The organism is Streptomyces sp. NPDC007983 (assembly GCF_042958345.1).
GTDB lineage: Bacteria > Actinomycetota > Actinomycetes > Streptomycetales > Streptomycetaceae > Streptomyces.
Map to the genome: position 1 here is coordinate 199,255 of NZ_JBIBJI010000015.1, position 13,100 is coordinate 212,354.

Annotated in this window: 17 protein-coding genes and 1 pseudogene; 10 read left to right on the forward strand and 8 right to left on the reverse strand. The window is 72.1% G+C overall.

All coding sequences use genetic code 11. The features are described from left to right. Positions 1 to 70: 70 nt before the first annotated feature. The 5 genes from ACFZCY_RS34380 to ACFZCY_RS34400 form a co-directional block, all read right to left on the reverse strand. Positions 71 to 1,039, reverse strand: a complete 969-nt coding sequence (locus ACFZCY_RS34380; RefSeq protein WP_391182226.1) for a pirin family protein — start codon at positions 1,037 to 1,039, stop codon at positions 71 to 73. Then, positions 1,036 to 1,725, reverse strand: coding sequence for a phosphatase PAP2 family protein (locus ACFZCY_RS34385; protein ID WP_391182229.1), 690 nt, complete (start codon positions 1,723 to 1,725; stop codon positions 1,036 to 1,038). The genes ACFZCY_RS34380 and ACFZCY_RS34385 overlap by 4 nt, the downstream gene beginning before the upstream one ends. A gap of 64 nt (positions 1,726 to 1,789) precedes the next feature. Further along, positions 1,790 to 2,725, reverse strand: coding sequence for a M48 family metalloprotease (locus ACFZCY_RS34390; protein WP_391182231.1), 936 nt, complete (start codon positions 2,723 to 2,725; stop codon positions 1,790 to 1,792). A gap of 110 nt (positions 2,726 to 2,835) precedes the next feature. Beyond that, positions 2,836 to 3,489 carry a DUF5134 domain-containing protein gene (locus tag ACFZCY_RS34395; RefSeq protein WP_391182234.1) on the reverse strand — a complete coding sequence of 218 codons (654 nt, stop codon included), beginning with the start codon at positions 3,487 to 3,489 and terminating at the stop codon, positions 2,836 to 2,838. Between the two features lie 127 nt (positions 3,490 to 3,616). Further along, entirely contained in the window at positions 3,617 to 4,153 is a 537-nt protein-coding gene (locus ACFZCY_RS34400; protein ID WP_391182237.1) for a helix-turn-helix domain-containing protein, read from the reverse strand. Positions 4,154 to 4,280: 127 nt separating this feature from the next. Between ACFZCY_RS34400 and ACFZCY_RS34405 the strand changes: the two genes are divergently transcribed. Together ACFZCY_RS34405 and ACFZCY_RS34410 are read left to right on the forward strand one after the other, a co-directional pair. Continuing rightward, positions 4,281 to 5,015, forward strand: a complete 735-nt coding sequence (locus tag ACFZCY_RS34405; protein WP_391182240.1) for an AzlC family ABC transporter permease — start codon at positions 4,281 to 4,283, stop codon at positions 5,013 to 5,015. Then, the gene (locus ACFZCY_RS34410) at positions 5,000 to 5,323 is read left to right on the forward strand and encodes an AzlD domain-containing protein (protein ID WP_391182243.1); all 324 of its coding nucleotides are present in this window, start codon (positions 5,000 to 5,002) and stop codon (positions 5,321 to 5,323) included. The genes ACFZCY_RS34405 and ACFZCY_RS34410 overlap by 16 nt, the downstream gene beginning before the upstream one ends. 13 nt (positions 5,324 to 5,336) lie before the next feature. On the opposite strand, the gene ACFZCY_RS34415 is transcribed toward ACFZCY_RS34410, so the two are convergent. Then, positions 5,337 to 5,723, reverse strand: a complete 387-nt coding sequence (locus ACFZCY_RS34415) for a VOC family protein (protein ID WP_391182246.1) — start codon at positions 5,721 to 5,723, stop codon at positions 5,337 to 5,339. Between the two features lie 121 nt (positions 5,724 to 5,844). On the opposite strand from ACFZCY_RS34415, the gene ACFZCY_RS34420 reads away from it, so the two are divergent. Next, complete coding sequence (locus tag ACFZCY_RS34420) at positions 5,845 to 6,393, forward strand: GNAT family N-acetyltransferase (protein ID WP_391182249.1); 549 nt, start codon at positions 5,845 to 5,847, stop codon at positions 6,391 to 6,393. A gap of 21 nt (positions 6,394 to 6,414) precedes the next feature. Here the strand turns inward: ACFZCY_RS34420 and ACFZCY_RS34425 are convergent, their stop codons facing one another. Beyond that, on the reverse strand, positions 6,415 to 7,098 hold the full coding sequence (locus ACFZCY_RS34425; protein ID WP_391182253.1) for a glycerophosphodiester phosphodiesterase family protein: 684 nt from the start codon (positions 7,096 to 7,098) through the stop codon (positions 6,415 to 6,417). Positions 7,099 to 7,360: 262 nt separating this feature from the next. Here ACFZCY_RS34425 and ACFZCY_RS34430 point away from each other — a divergent pair, with 262 nt between their 5' ends. From ACFZCY_RS34430 to ACFZCY_RS34440, 3 genes are all read left to right on the forward strand, one after another. Beyond that, entirely contained in the window at positions 7,361 to 8,761 is a 1,401-nt protein-coding gene (locus ACFZCY_RS34430) for a DUF6421 family protein (protein WP_391182257.1), read from the forward strand. 70 nt (positions 8,762 to 8,831) lie between these two features. Further along, the gene (locus tag ACFZCY_RS34435) at positions 8,832 to 9,617 is read left to right on the forward strand and encodes an SDR family NAD(P)-dependent oxidoreductase (RefSeq protein WP_391182260.1); all 786 of its coding nucleotides are present in this window, start codon (positions 8,832 to 8,834) and stop codon (positions 9,615 to 9,617) included. Continuing rightward, positions 9,614 to 10,675, forward strand: coding sequence for a beta-eliminating lyase-related protein (locus ACFZCY_RS34440; RefSeq protein ID WP_391182263.1), 1,062 nt, complete (start codon positions 9,614 to 9,616; stop codon positions 10,673 to 10,675). Before ACFZCY_RS34435 ends, ACFZCY_RS34440 begins: the two co-directional genes overlap by 4 nt. A gap of 89 nt (positions 10,676 to 10,764) precedes the next feature. Here the strand turns inward: ACFZCY_RS34440 and ACFZCY_RS34445 are convergent, their stop codons facing one another. Continuing rightward, a complete protein-coding gene (locus tag ACFZCY_RS34445) occupies positions 10,765 to 11,496 on the reverse strand; it encodes a 1-acyl-sn-glycerol-3-phosphate acyltransferase (protein WP_391182265.1) in 732 nt (243 codons plus the stop codon). A 191-nt stretch (positions 11,497 to 11,687) separates the two neighbouring features. On the opposite strand from ACFZCY_RS34445, the gene ACFZCY_RS34450 reads away from it, so the two are divergent. From ACFZCY_RS34450 to ACFZCY_RS34465, 4 genes and pseudogenes are all read left to right on the forward strand, one after another. Then, on the forward strand, positions 11,688 to 12,059 hold the full coding sequence (locus tag ACFZCY_RS34450) for a thioredoxin domain-containing protein (RefSeq protein ID WP_391182292.1): 372 nt from the start codon (positions 11,688 to 11,690) through the stop codon (positions 12,057 to 12,059). A gap of 94 nt (positions 12,060 to 12,153) precedes the next feature. After that, on the forward strand, positions 12,154 to 12,237 hold the full coding sequence (locus ACFZCY_RS34455; protein WP_391182294.1) for a putative leader peptide: 84 nt from the start codon (positions 12,154 to 12,156) through the stop codon (positions 12,235 to 12,237). A gap of 56 nt (positions 12,238 to 12,293) precedes the next feature. Continuing rightward, entirely contained in the window at positions 12,294 to 12,800 is a 507-nt protein-coding gene (locus ACFZCY_RS34460) for a flavin reductase (RefSeq protein WP_391182268.1), read from the forward strand. A gap of 201 nt (positions 12,801 to 13,001) precedes the next feature. Then, positions 13,002 to 13,100 (forward strand): annotated as a pseudogene (locus ACFZCY_RS34465) (electron transfer flavoprotein subunit beta); the annotation flags it as partial.

Genomic DNA, 13,100 nt, shown 5'->3' on the forward strand with positions numbered 1-13,100 from the left:
CCGCAAGGTCGTTCGGTTTCGGCCGATGATCAAACAGTCGGACGCCGTGCGCCTCCGGTGAAAGCCCAGGTCAGCGCATGCGTCCGCGCGGTTTCAAGGGTACCGGTGGGAGTTCGGGGGCGGGGAGCGGAGGGCCGTCGTAGCCTTGCACGGTGCCGAAGCGGTGGCCCGCCGACCAGTCCTCGCGGGCCTGGGTGATGTCGTCGTGGGACCGCCCGATGAAGTTCCACCACATCACGATCTTCTCCTCGAAGGGCTCACCGCCCAGCAGCATGAACGCGCTGTCCACATCCGCGCGCAGGGGCAGCTCGCTTCGGCCGCAGCCCAGGTAGAGCAGGGAGCCGGGGGACAGGCGCACGCCGTCGACCTCGGCTTCGCCGGACATCGTGAGGGCCGCGTACTCGTAGTCGGGGCGCACCGGGAGGCGGGTGTGGGTGCCTGCCGCCAGGGTGATGTCGGCGCCCATCAGGGGAGTGAAGGTGGTGCCGGGCGAGGTGGCGCCGTCGAGGTCGCCGAGGATCACGGTGGCGCGCAGGCCCCCGCCGCCGGTGACCTGTGGAAGCTCGGTGTGGTGCTCCCAGGCGGGGGCCGTGTGCCGGTCGCCGTCGGGGAGGGCGACCCAGAGCTGGGCGCCGTGCAGGAGGCGGGCGTGGGTGCGGGGGGATTCCTCGGAGTGCGCTATGGCCGGGCCCGAGGTCATCAGCCCCAACTCGCCGGGGCGCAGGGTCTGCAGGCTGCCGAGGCTGTCCCGGTGCAGCACCTCGCCGTCGTGCAGCCAGCTCACCGTCTGCAGGCCCATGTGGGGGTGCGGGGGGATCTGCATGCCCGGCTCGTCGGCGATGTCGTCCGGACCGTAGTGATCGACGAAGCACCAGGCGCCGATCATGCGACGGCCCAGGTTCGGCAGCAGGCGGCGCACCACGGTGGACTCGCCCAGCGGGACCTGCTTGGCGGTCAGCAGTTCGCGCACCGGGCGCGCGGTGACGTCGGTGCGGCCGCCGCATACGGTCGCCGTGGGCCGCGGATCGAGGTTGCTCATGGACGAACTCTCCCATCGGAGGGCGACTTCCGCTCGGCCCTGTGGATAACGGTGTACGGGTACGTGGTGACCGCCCAGGCGACCAGCGCCGCGCCCAGCAGCCAGCCGCCGAGGACGTCGGTGGGCCAGTGGACGCCCAGGTACAGTCGGGTGAATCCGACGCCGAGCACGGAGACGGCGGCCACGGCGGTGGCCAGGCGCTGCCAGAGGGCTGATGCGCCGTGCAGCTTCAGGAGCCACAGGAGCAGTCCGAAGGTGACGGTCGCGGTGAGGGCGTGGCCGGAGGGGAAGGCCGCATAGTGCGCCGAGTCCACCGGGTTCACCCAGTGCGGGCGGGGGCGGTCGAGGAGGGCCTTCACGCCCTGCTGGAGCGCGGTGCCGGCGGCCGCCGTGACGACGACCCACAGGGCGGACGTCCGCTCCCGGCGCAGCAGCAGCCACAGGACCATGACGGCCGTCAGGGCGCGCATCGCCCAGGGGTCCCAGATCCAGTCCGTCAGCACTCTGTTGGTCCCGGTCCAGCCGGGGTGGTCGAGCGCGGAGCGGTGCAGCGGGACGACGACGTCCTGGTCCGCGTCCAGCAGCGGCCCCCAGCGGGCGGCGACGAGAGCGAGCAGCACGACGAAGAGGGCGGTGAGCACCGCTGCGATGCGGAAGGCGTGGGGGTGGCGGATCTGCGGCTGCATGGGTCGATGATCGCCGACGCCGGGCGTGCGGGGCCAGCACACGGGCGAACCGTACCCGTGAGGGTCAGCCCAGCACCCGCAGCGCCGGGACCAGGGTCACCAGCAGGGGGACGACGGGGACCAGCGCGGCCGCGGCGGTGAGTTGCAGACGGCGAACGGGGGAGAAGCGCGCCGCGGGGGCCAGGAGCCGGTCCACGCGCTGCGGAACCTGCGCGAGGCCGCTGGGGCAGGGGCCGAACACTCCCCGGTCCTCGTTGAGTTCCACGAGCGCCAGCGCCGTCGTCGTCCGCCCGAACCGCCGTGAGGCCGAGTCGTCGGCGGCCAGCTCGACCAGCCGGTGCACCTCGTCCCGGAACGCCGCGAACACCGGCACCTGCGGGAAGCCCCCGGCGAGCGCGCCGGCGCAGTGCAGCAGCCAGTGGTGGCGGGCCCGCGCGTGGCCCTGCTCATGGGCGATCACGGCGTCCAGCCGGTGCCCCTTGAGGCGGCGCAGGGCGGCGGTCGTGATGACGAGCTGGGGCATGGGGCCCGGCAGCCACCAGGCGTCGGGCTTGTCGCCCTCCAGGACGACCAGCCGCTCCCCGGCGGGCTCCTCGCCGGGCAAGACGGGGGAGCGGACGAGGAGTTCGGCGCGGTGCTGCCTGCGCCAGGCGCGGGCGCGGCCGATCTCGCGGGTGAGCATCGCGGCGGACCACACGGCGCCGAAGGCCAGGACGAGGGCGACGGGCGCCGCCCAGGGGCCGTAGCCGGACAGCGCGTACGCCTCCACGACGCCGTTGGGCGCGGGGGCGAAGACGTTCCCGCGGACGGCCTCCGAGGCGGCCGCGGCGGTGAGTGCCATGGTGAGCGCGCAGCACAGCAGCACTCCGACGACGACGCATTGCCATACCCACAGTGCGAGTACGGGTTCGCGGTCGACCCATGTGGAACGGGACATCAGGCGCGGCGCCATTGCCGCCACCAGTGCGCCGAGGCCCATCAGCGCGAGCGGGACCATCATGGCCGTCAGCCTATGGTCGGGGCGGTCGGCCCGGGTATGTCCGCGCGGGCGAAGTGACGTACGCCACGGTTTGCGCGGCGGGCGTCATAAGGCGTACGCGGCGGGCGGGCTCAGAGCGTCAGCAGCATCGCGAACATCCCTATGGCCATGGCGAGCCTGCACGCATGCCGCAGTTCGGGCCGCCGCGACCAGCCGACCCGCGCCGCGCCGACGGCCGCCGCCGCGCCGTCCGTCATCGGCAGCAGCCGCAGACCGGAACGGACCGCGTAGACCGCGAAGTAGGCGAGGAGCGCGCCGGTGAGCGCCGGTATGCCGCCGGCCATGCCGTCCGACGCCATGTCACCGCCGGCCGTCATGCCCCCGCCTGCCGCCATGGACGCGTCATGGCCGTGGCCGCCCGCGGGGCCCGCCATCATCGCGAGCGCCATGTACGCCATGGCCAACGCCCCTATGGCGTGGTGCAGATGGTGGTGCCCCGGCCATCCGGCCCCGCGCCGCACCGGCAGCAGCTCCCGTACGGGCACGACGGCCCGTACGGCCGCCACGCCGAACACCGCCGCGAAGGCGGGCGGGCCCCATGGGCGGGGGTCCAGGGCGGCGGACGGCACGGCCATCGCCGCCATCCCCCACCCCATGAACGCCTCGGCGCGCGCGATCCGGCGGCCCGGCCCGGGTGGCTCGCCGCGCATCTGCAGCAGGCAGTAGGCGCCGGTGGCGGCGCACAGCGCGACCAGCAGCCAGCCGATCAGCGGAGGTCCGTGCACGGCACACCTCCCGGTCCGGCAACGCCGCGGACGTATGCCGGGAGACTGCCCGTGCGCGGACCGGGCTACGGGAGCGCATGGGCGCAGTGGGGGAGCGCGCGGATGCCCGGCGGGCGGTGCGGGCGGGTCAGTTGTGCTCGGAGATCAGCACGGCCCGCGTCGCCGGTTCGAGCGCCTCGAAGATATGGGGCAGGTCGGCCGGATAGGCGACGTAGTCACCGGGGCGCAACTCGACCGGGTCGTCCGCGAGGCCGACCCGGGCCCGGCCCGTGGCCAGGACGACGTGCTCCACCACGCCGGGCATATGCGGATCGGAGGCGCGCGCCGCACCGGGTTCGGCGCTGAGGCGGTAGATGTCCCGGCGTGCGCCGGACGGGCTCGCGGACAGCATGGCGGCCTGGTAATCGGCCTGCGCGGAGGTGAGTGTCGCGCCCTCGTCGGCCCTGATCACCTGGACGCGGGGGCGCGGCGGGTCGAGGAGCCGCGAGGGTGGCACATCGAGGGTGACGCACAGCGCCCACAGGGTCTCCAGGCTGGGGTTTCCGCTGCCGGACTCCAGCTGGGAGAGCGTGGACTTCGCGATTCCGGCGCGCCGGGCCACCTCGGTGAGCGACAGCCCGGCCCGGCCGCGCTCGCGTCGCAGTACGGCCGCGATCGTGTCCATAGGGACCTTGGCCGAAGCCCTTGAAGCCACCGAAGGCGCCGCCGGTACTTCCTGTGCCATCCGTTCGCTCCAGACGTTTACGTGTTCGGTTTGACGAACGCTGTGCGGTGTGTTCATTCTATGCGTCATGCATTCGATATGGAGAACACTCGATCGTGTGCTGCTTCGGAACATCGCGCTCGTCTGCCTGGCCGTCGGCGTCACCGGCCTGTCCTACGGGGCGATCGCCGTGGCGTCCGGTCTGCCGCTGTGGGTTCCGGCGGCCCTGAGCGTGCTGGTGCTCGCCGGCGCCTCGGAGTTCCTGTTCGTCGGGCTCATCGCCGCGGGCGGCAGCCCCGTCGCGGCGGTGCTGGCCGGGCTGGTGGTCAACGCCCGGCATCTGCCGTTCGGGCTGGCCCTCCCCGATGTCCTCGGACGCGGCCGCCGGCGCCTGCTCGGCAGTCATCTGATGAACGACGAGAGCGTCGTCTTCGCGCTCGCCCAGGACGGCATCGCGCGGCAGCGCGCCGCCTACTGGGCCTGCGGCCTGGGCGTCCTGCTCTGCTGGCCGCTGGGCGCGGTCACCGGCGGCCTGATCGGCACGGCCATCGACGACACCGATCCGTTCGGGCTCGACGCGATGTTCCCGGCCATCCTGCTGGCCCTGGTCCTGCCCGGGCTGCGCGACCGGGACAAGCGCCGGGCGGTACCGGCGGGCGTCGTCATCGCCCTGGCCACCACCCCCTTCCTGCCCGCCGGAGTGCCCGTCCTGCTCGCCCTGGCCGGGGTGGCGCTCGCCGCCGTACCGCATAGGGCGGACAAGGCGCGCAAGGCGCACAAGACCGGCAGCCCCGAGGAGGAGCGCCCGTGCCCGGCCCCCTGACGCTCACCGCCGCGATCCTCGCGCTCGCGGCCGGTACGTTCGCCCTCCGGTTCGCCGGGCCGCTGCTGCGCAGCCGGATCACGCTTCCGCCCCGGGCGGAGAAGCTGATGGAGACCTCCGCCATCGTCCTGCTGGCCGCCGTCGTGGCGACGACGGCGCTCACCGAGGGCCACGGCCCCGCCGGGATCGCCCGTCCCGCCGGGGTCGCGGTCGCCGGAGTGCTCGCCTGGCGCAAGGCGCCGTTCCTGGTGGTCGTCCTGGCGGCGGCCGGCACCGCGGCCGGGCTGCGCCTGCTCGGCGTCGCCTGACCCCGCAACGGTGTCAGGGGCGGTAGCGCAGGGGGTGGTCCTCGGGGACCTCCACGACCGCGATCCGTACGCCATCGGGGTCGGCGATCCACATCTCGACCAGCCCCCACGGCTCTTTCTTCGGCGGCCGCAGGATCTCCACGTCCCGGGCCGCCAGCTCCTCGTGGGCTCCTTCCGCGTCCGCGACCTGGAGCCACAGCTGGAGCCCCGGCGCGGGCGGGGTCTCGGAGCGGCCGGAGACCTCCAGGAAGCCACCGCCCAGGAAGTAGACCGTGCCGCGCTCGGGGCCGGTCCCGAACTCACGGTAGATCGGCAGCCCCAGCGCCTCGCCGTAGAAGGCCCGTGAGCGCTCGGGGTCCGTCGGCCGCAGCAGTGTGCGGCTGCTCAGTACGTGCACCATGACCGCGACCCTACGCACCCCGCCCCGGCCGGGACGGGGTTAGGGTCTTCTTCTCGTCATCCGCCCGCCGCCCGCGAGTCGCAAGCCGGAGCCGGGCCGCCAGGGAGAGGACACCGCCGCCATGAACACCCCAGCCACCCGCACCGCCGCGCTCACCTACCGCGGGGCCACCGAGGCCGACGTCGAGCCGCTGGTCGCGCTGATCGAGTCGGCGTACCGCGGGGACGCCAGCCGGGCGGGATGGACGACGGAGGCGGACATCCTGGGCGGGCAGCGCACCGACCCCGAGGGCGTCACGGCCGTCGTACGGAACGCGGACGGCCGGATGATGGTCGTCGAGCGCGACGGTGAGCTGGTCGCCTGCTGCCAGCTGGAGCGCCGCGGCGAGCACGCCTACTTCGGCATGTTCGCGGTGCGGCCCGGGGAGCAGGGCGGCGGCCTCGGGAAGATGGTCCTGGCCGAGGCCGAGCGGTTCGCGGCGGCCGAGTGGGCCGCCCGCGAGATGCACATGACCGTGATCACCGCCCGCGCGGAGCTGATCGCCTGGTACGAGCGGCGCGGGTACGCCCGTACGGGACGGAAGACCCCGTTCCCGTACGGCGATGAGCGCTTCGGCGTGCCGCGCCGCCTCGACCTCGAGTTCGAGCTGCTGGTCAAGCCGCTGGGCTGAACCAGGTCACGCAGGCTGCCCTCACGCCGTGTAGCGCGCCGCCCGGCGGATCTCCGGGAAGTCGGTCGTGCCGCCGTCGAGACCGAGGCCCCGGGCCAGCTTCAGATGGTCCGGGGTGTTCACCGTCCAGCCGATGACCTTGAGATCGGCTGCGTGGGCGCGCTCCACCAGCTCCAGGGTCAGCCGGCGGATGTTGAGCACCAGCATCCCGGCGCCGACGGCGTGCGCCCGGTCGATGGCGTCGAGCCCGTAGCGGCTGGCCACCAGGGCGGTGCGGGCGCTGGGCAGCAGGGTGCGGATCTCGGCGAGGGCCTCGTCGTGGAAGGAGATCACGTCGACCCGGCCGAGGAGATCGCGGCTGGTCAGCACGTCGGCCAGGGCCCGCGCGGCGGCCACGTCCTTGATTTCGGCCTGGAGCGGCGCCTTCACCGCGTCCACGACCTCCTCGAAGACCGGGATCCGCTCGCCTTCCCCGGCGTCGAATTCGCGCAGCTCGGCGAGGGTGAAGTCGCTGATGGGGCCCTTGCCGTCGGTCGTGCGGTCGACGTCGGCGTCGTGCATCACGACGAGCGCGCCGTCCTTGCTGAGGTGCAGGTCCAGTTCGATGACGTCCAGGCCCTCGTGCTCGGCCCGGACGAATGAGCGCAGGGTGTTCTCCGGTTCGACGCCCATCACTCCGCGGTGTCCGATGGTGAGAAAGGTCAACGTGATCTCGCTCTTCTGTCGGGCTTTTTGTCGCCTTTTCGGCTGTGTGGAGGCACGGGCTCGCCGGACCGGCGCTCAGCCTAACGGCCGACTTCGACAGGACCGCTCAAGCGGGGCCGTGGCATGGCCCGGGGCGGATGGGGCAGGAAAAACGGCGGTGGCGCGGAGGTGACGCAGGACGATTTCCGTTACCCGCCCTTGAGTGGAGGATCATCCACGGATACGGTGTCTACACGGAAGGTTCTCCGGCAAAGGAGTCGTCATGACGGAAATTCTTTCGTCCGTGATAGCGGACGGTGGCATTCTGCCTGCGGAGCGTGTGATCGAGCACCCGGCCTGGCCGGCCCTCAAGGGCGCTGTAGAAACGATTCGCCCCTGGCAGTCCAAGGACGGTTCCATCGACTTCGACGCCGAGGGGGCGCCACCGCGCCACCGGGCCCGCGACACGCTCGAAAGAGTGATCGCGGCCATCGAGGAGCTGGCCCCGCTGCTCCCGCACAACGCCGCGTACCACCGCGCGCTCGTCGCCGATCTGCGCCGCTGGGCCGACGACGGCTTCGGCGTCCCCGACTTCCTCGACTCGCTGCTCGCCTTCCAGCCCGCGCAAGGGCGCGCCGACGGCCTCCAGCACCTGGTCGTCTTCCCCATGTACACGCAGAACGGCAACCCGAACCGCAATCTGGAGGCGGTCGTCCTGCGCATGGTCTGGCCCGACTGGCTGGCCGAGCTGGAGCGCACCCGCTACGACAACCCGCTCTACCTCGGCCTCGCCTTCGAGGACTTCACCTCCGGCTACGACACCAACTCGGCGGTGCTCTTCCCGGAGACCATCGCCGTCCGCGAGGTCCCCGAGCGCTTCACCTGGGGCGGCATCTTCTGCGACCGCGAGGCCGCCCGCTTCCGCCGGGTCAGCGAGGCCGCCGTCCGGGCGCTGGGCATCGAACTCCCCGACGACATCCGGGACATGCTCGCCGACCAGCGGCGCTGCCAGGAGGCGTTCGCCCTGTGGGACATGGTCCACGACCGCACCCACAGCCACGGTGACCTGCCGTTCGACCCCTTCATGATCAAGCAGCGGCAGCCGTTCTGGATGTACGGCCTGGAGGAGCTGCGCTGCGACCTCACCGCCTTCAAGGAGGCCGTGAAGCTCGACGCGGAGGGGCTGGCCCAGGCCCGTGACGTCCAGTACGCCGTGATCTTCGACCGGATGTTCCGGTTCCCCGTCACCGGCGAGCGGGTCCGCAACTACGACGGGCTCGGCGGCCAGTTGCTGTTCGCCTATCTCCACCAGCACGACGTCGTACGCTGGACGGACAACACCCTGCACATCGACTGGTCGCGCGCCTCGCAGGTCACCAACCAGCTGTGCGGTGAGATCGAGAAGCTGTACCGGGACGGCATCGACCGGCCCAAGCTCGTCCACTGGTTCAAGGCGTACGAGCTGGTGTCGACCTATCTCGCCCCGCACCCCGGATCCGTCTGGGCCAAGGGCCCCGACGCGCTGGACCTGAGCCAGCCGCCGCGCAAGCTCGTCGACGACGTGCTCCCCGACGAGTTTCCGCTGAGCATGTTCTACGAGGCGCTCGCCAAGAAGCTGCGGGACGTGGTCGCCTCCACCAAGGGCATCACGGCGGGCGACGACAGCGTACGAGCGGCGGCGTGACCCGGTGGCGGACCGCCCCACACCACCGCAAGGCCGCCCCACGGCACCGGACGATGAGGAGACAGCGAGCATGACCACACCGACGTCGAGCCCGAGCCCCAACGAGCCGGGCGGCCGGACGCCGCTGGACGGCGCCGTGGTGGCGGTGGCCGGTGCGGCGGGCCCGGCGGGCCGCGCCACGCTGCTCCGCCTCGCCGAGGCCGGTGCCACCGTCGTCGCCTCCGACTCCGACCCGGCGCGGCTGGCCGAGGCGGTCGACGCGGCGCGCTACGCCCACGGCGGCGCCCGCGTCACCGGGGAGACGGTCGACCTGCTCGACCTGAACGCCACCCGCGCCTGGGCCGACCGCACCGAGAAGGAGTTCGGCCGCGTCGACGGCCTGGTCCACCTCGTCGGCGGCTGGCGCGGCAGCAAGACCTTCGCCGACGCCCCGCTCGCCGACTGGGACACCCTGCACAATCTGCTGATCCGCACCGCCCAGCACACCTCGCTCGCCTTCCACGACGCCCTGCGGCGCACCGGCAACGGCCGATATGTGCTGATCAGCGCGGCGGGCGCGTCCCAGCCCACCGCCGGCAACGCCGCGTACGCCGCCGCCAAGGCCGCCGCCGAGGCGTGGACGCTCGCGCTCGGCGACTCCTTCCGCAAGCTGGGGGGCGAGGGCGGCCCGGCGGCCGCGGCTGTCATCCTGGTGGTCAAGGCGCTGGTGCACGACGCCATGCGCGCGGAGCGCCCCAACGCGAAGTTCGCGGGCTTCACCGACGTCACGGAGCTGGCCGAGGCCATCGCCGGAGTCTGGGAGCGGCCCGCCCGGGAAGTGAACGGAACCCGCCTGTGGCTGACCCCCAAGCCGTGAGGACCGACGCCCGCCGTCATCACGACCCCGAGGTACGCGGCTTCGCCAGTGACAACTACGCGGGTGGCCACCCGGAGATCCTCGCCGCGCTCGCCCTCGCCAACGGCGGCCATCAGGTCGCCTACGGCGAGGACGACTACACCGCGCATCTGCAGCACGTCATGCGCAGCCACTTCGGCCCCTACGCGCAGGCGTTCCCGGTCTTCAACGGCACCGGCGCCAACGTGGTCGCGCTCCAGGCGCTCACCGACCGCTGGGGCGCGGTCATCTGCGCGGACACCGCGCACATCAACGTCGACGAATGCGGTGCGCCCGAGCGGGTCGGCGGGCTGAAGCTGCTCACCGTGCCCACCGAGGACGGCAAGCTCACCCCCGAACTCATCGACCGCGAGGCGTACGGATGGGACGACGAGCACCGGGCGATGCCGCAGGTCGTCTCGATCGCCCAGAACACCGAGCTGGGCACCGTCTACACGGTCGACGAGATCCGCGCGATCTGCGAGCACGCCCATGAGCGCGGCATGAAGGTCCACCTCGACGGGGCCCGGATAGCCAACGCGGCCGCCGCGCTGGACGTGCCGATGCGGTCGTTCACCAATGTGCCGGGCGTGGACGTGCTGTCCTTCGGCGGCACGAAGAACGGCATGCTGTTCGGCGAGGCCGTCGTCGTGCTCGACCCGGACGCGGTGCGCGCCATGAAGCATCTGCGCAAGCTGTCCATGCAGCTGGCGTCCAAGATGCGGTTCGTCTCCGTCCAGCTGGAGGCCCTGCTCGCCCGCGACCTGTGGCTGCGCAACGCGCGCCACGCCAACGCGATGGCCCAGCGGCTCGCCGAGGGGGTGCGCACGGTCGACGGCGTCACGATCCTGCACCCCGTGCAGGCCAACGCGGTCTTCGCCCGGCTGCCGCACGATGTGAGCGAACGCCTCCAGAAGCGGTACCGCTTCTACTTCTGGGACGAGGCGGCGGGCGACGTGCGCTGGATGTGCTCCTTCGACACCCGGGAAGAGGACGTCGACGGCTTCGTGGCGGCCCTCCGGGAGGAGATGAAGCGCTGACCGGCCGCGCTTGATCGACTGGGCTTGACCGCCCGGGCGGCGGCCGTCCCCTCGCCGGGAGGGACGGCCGCCGCCTGGCCGGATGAGGGCTACCGCCCGCGGTCCAGGGCGATGGCCTCCGCCGGGGTGGGGGCCGTACCGCCCAGGTGGGCCGGGACCCACCAGGTGTCGTCGGGGCCCTTGGGCCGCACCGGATACGCCCGCTGCGCCGCCTCCAGCAGCTCCTGCACCCGCGCCCGCACCCGCTCGGTGAGCGTGTCGGACGGCTCCGTCGGATCGGCCTCCATGGGCTCGCCGACGCGCATGGTGATCGGGAAGTGGTTGCGGCCCAGCGCTCGCTTGTGGCCCTTGGTCCACACCCGCTGCGTGCCCCACAGCGCCATCGGCAGCAGCGGTACGCCCGCCTCCTGGGCCAGCCGGGCGGCGCCCGACTTGAAGTTCTTGAGGGTGAAGGAGCGCGAGATCGTCGCCTCCGGGAAGATGCCGATGATCTCGCCGGAGCGCAGCGCCTTGAGGGCGTGCTTATAAGCGTCCATGCCCGCGGCCCGGTCCACCGGAATGTGTTTCATGGCGCGCATCAGCGGCCCGGAGATCTTGTGCCGGAAGACCGCTTCCTTCGCCATGAACCGCACCAGCCGCTTCGAGGGGCGGGCGGTGAGCCCGGCGAACACGAAGTCGAGATAGCCGATGTGGTTGCTCACCAGAACAGCGCCACCCCGCTCGGGGACATTCTCGGTGCCCTTCATGTCGATACGCAGGTCCAGCGCCTTGAACATGGTGCGGGCCGCGCCGATCACCGGCGGGTAGACGAGCTCTGCCATAGAAGGGACCCTTCATCGTTTTCCCTGGGAGGGCTCTCCCGGCGGAAGTTACGCAGCCGTAGGTTTCCCGGCTTCTGGCAGATGGTGCCCTATGTCATCTCTCTGTGCTAGCGCGGGTCCCCGCCGGGCCGGGAGATCCTCATCACGTCGGGCTCTGGGGAATCCCCTGAAGGCCCATGTCGCTGCAGCCTATGACGGCATCCGATACGGAGGACAACGTGCGAAACGAGCAGGGGCAGGGCGCGGCGGACGACGGCGGACGGCTGGAAGCCGCCCAGCTCGGAGCGGATCTGGGCGCCCGGGCCACCCTCGTCCAGTTCTCCAGCGCCTTCTGCCAGCCCTGCCGGGCCACCCGGCGGGTCCTGGCCGAGGTGGCACACATGGTCGACGGCGTGGCCCATGTCGAGATCGACGCCGAGGCGCAGCTGGAACTCGTACGGATGCTGGACATCGTGCGGACGCCCACCGTGCTGGTGCTCGACGCGGACGGCCGGATCGTGCGCCGGGCGGCCGGACAGCCGCGGACGGCGGACGTCATCGCCGCCCTGGGCGAGGCGGTCTGATCCGGCGTGAGATCAAGGCGGAGGGCCCCGCGGCGGACTTCCCGCCAGCGGTCCGCACTTGACGGTGCGCCGCGGGCATCGTCAGGGTGACGTCATGCGGCCTGGACTTCTTCTTCTCTACGGACGCGTACACGTGGACCTTTTGCGGACCGCGAGTGCGCGGTGTCCGGGCGGGTGAGCGACGACGACAGCACGGCTCCCCCCGCTCGTACCCCACCGCAGAAGGACACGTTCATGACCGCTTCGCCCGACCTCGGCACGCCCCGGCTCAGCGCCCCCGAACTCTTCCGCTCCGTCTTCCGCAGGCACGCCGCCGGTGTCGCGGTGATCACCGCGCACGGGGCGCATCCCGTCGGCTTCACCGCGACCTCCCTGGCCTCCGTCGCCGCCGAGCCGCCGCTGCTCTCCTTCGGTGTCGGCAAGGGCTCCTCCAGCTGGCCGGTGATCGCCGAGGCCGAGCACGTCGGCGTACACGTCCTCGGCGAGCATCAGCGGGAGCTGGCCGCGACCTTCGCGCGCAGCGGCGCGGACCGCTTCGGCCCCGGCACCGGCTGGCACACCGGGCCCGAGGGGGTGCCGGTGCTGGACGGGGTGCTGGCGTGGCTGGTGTGCCGGGTGGCGGCCCGGATACCCGCCGGGGACCATCGCGTGGTGATCGGTGAGGTGGTCGCGGGCGACCCGGCGGGAGCGGGCCGTCCGCTCCTGTACCACCAGGGGCGCTTCAACGCGCTGCGCGACTGATCCGTCCCACTGATCATCCGTTGGCAAGGTCACAGTTCAACCGGGTTGCATACGGGGAACACCCTGGGTGTACTGGCGAGTAATATTTCGTTCGGTGCATGGGCCGCCCCCGGCCGCCAACCGACCGGGAAGAGCCCCCGAGGGCGCCTATGCTGCCAGCACAAGGCAGCCCGGAAGAGACGATGCAGTAGGAGAGCCGGCGTGAGCTTGAGGATCGTTGTCTGTGTGAAGTACGTGCCCGACGCCACCGGCGACCGGCACTTCGCCGAGGACCTGACGCTCGACCGTGACGATGTGGAC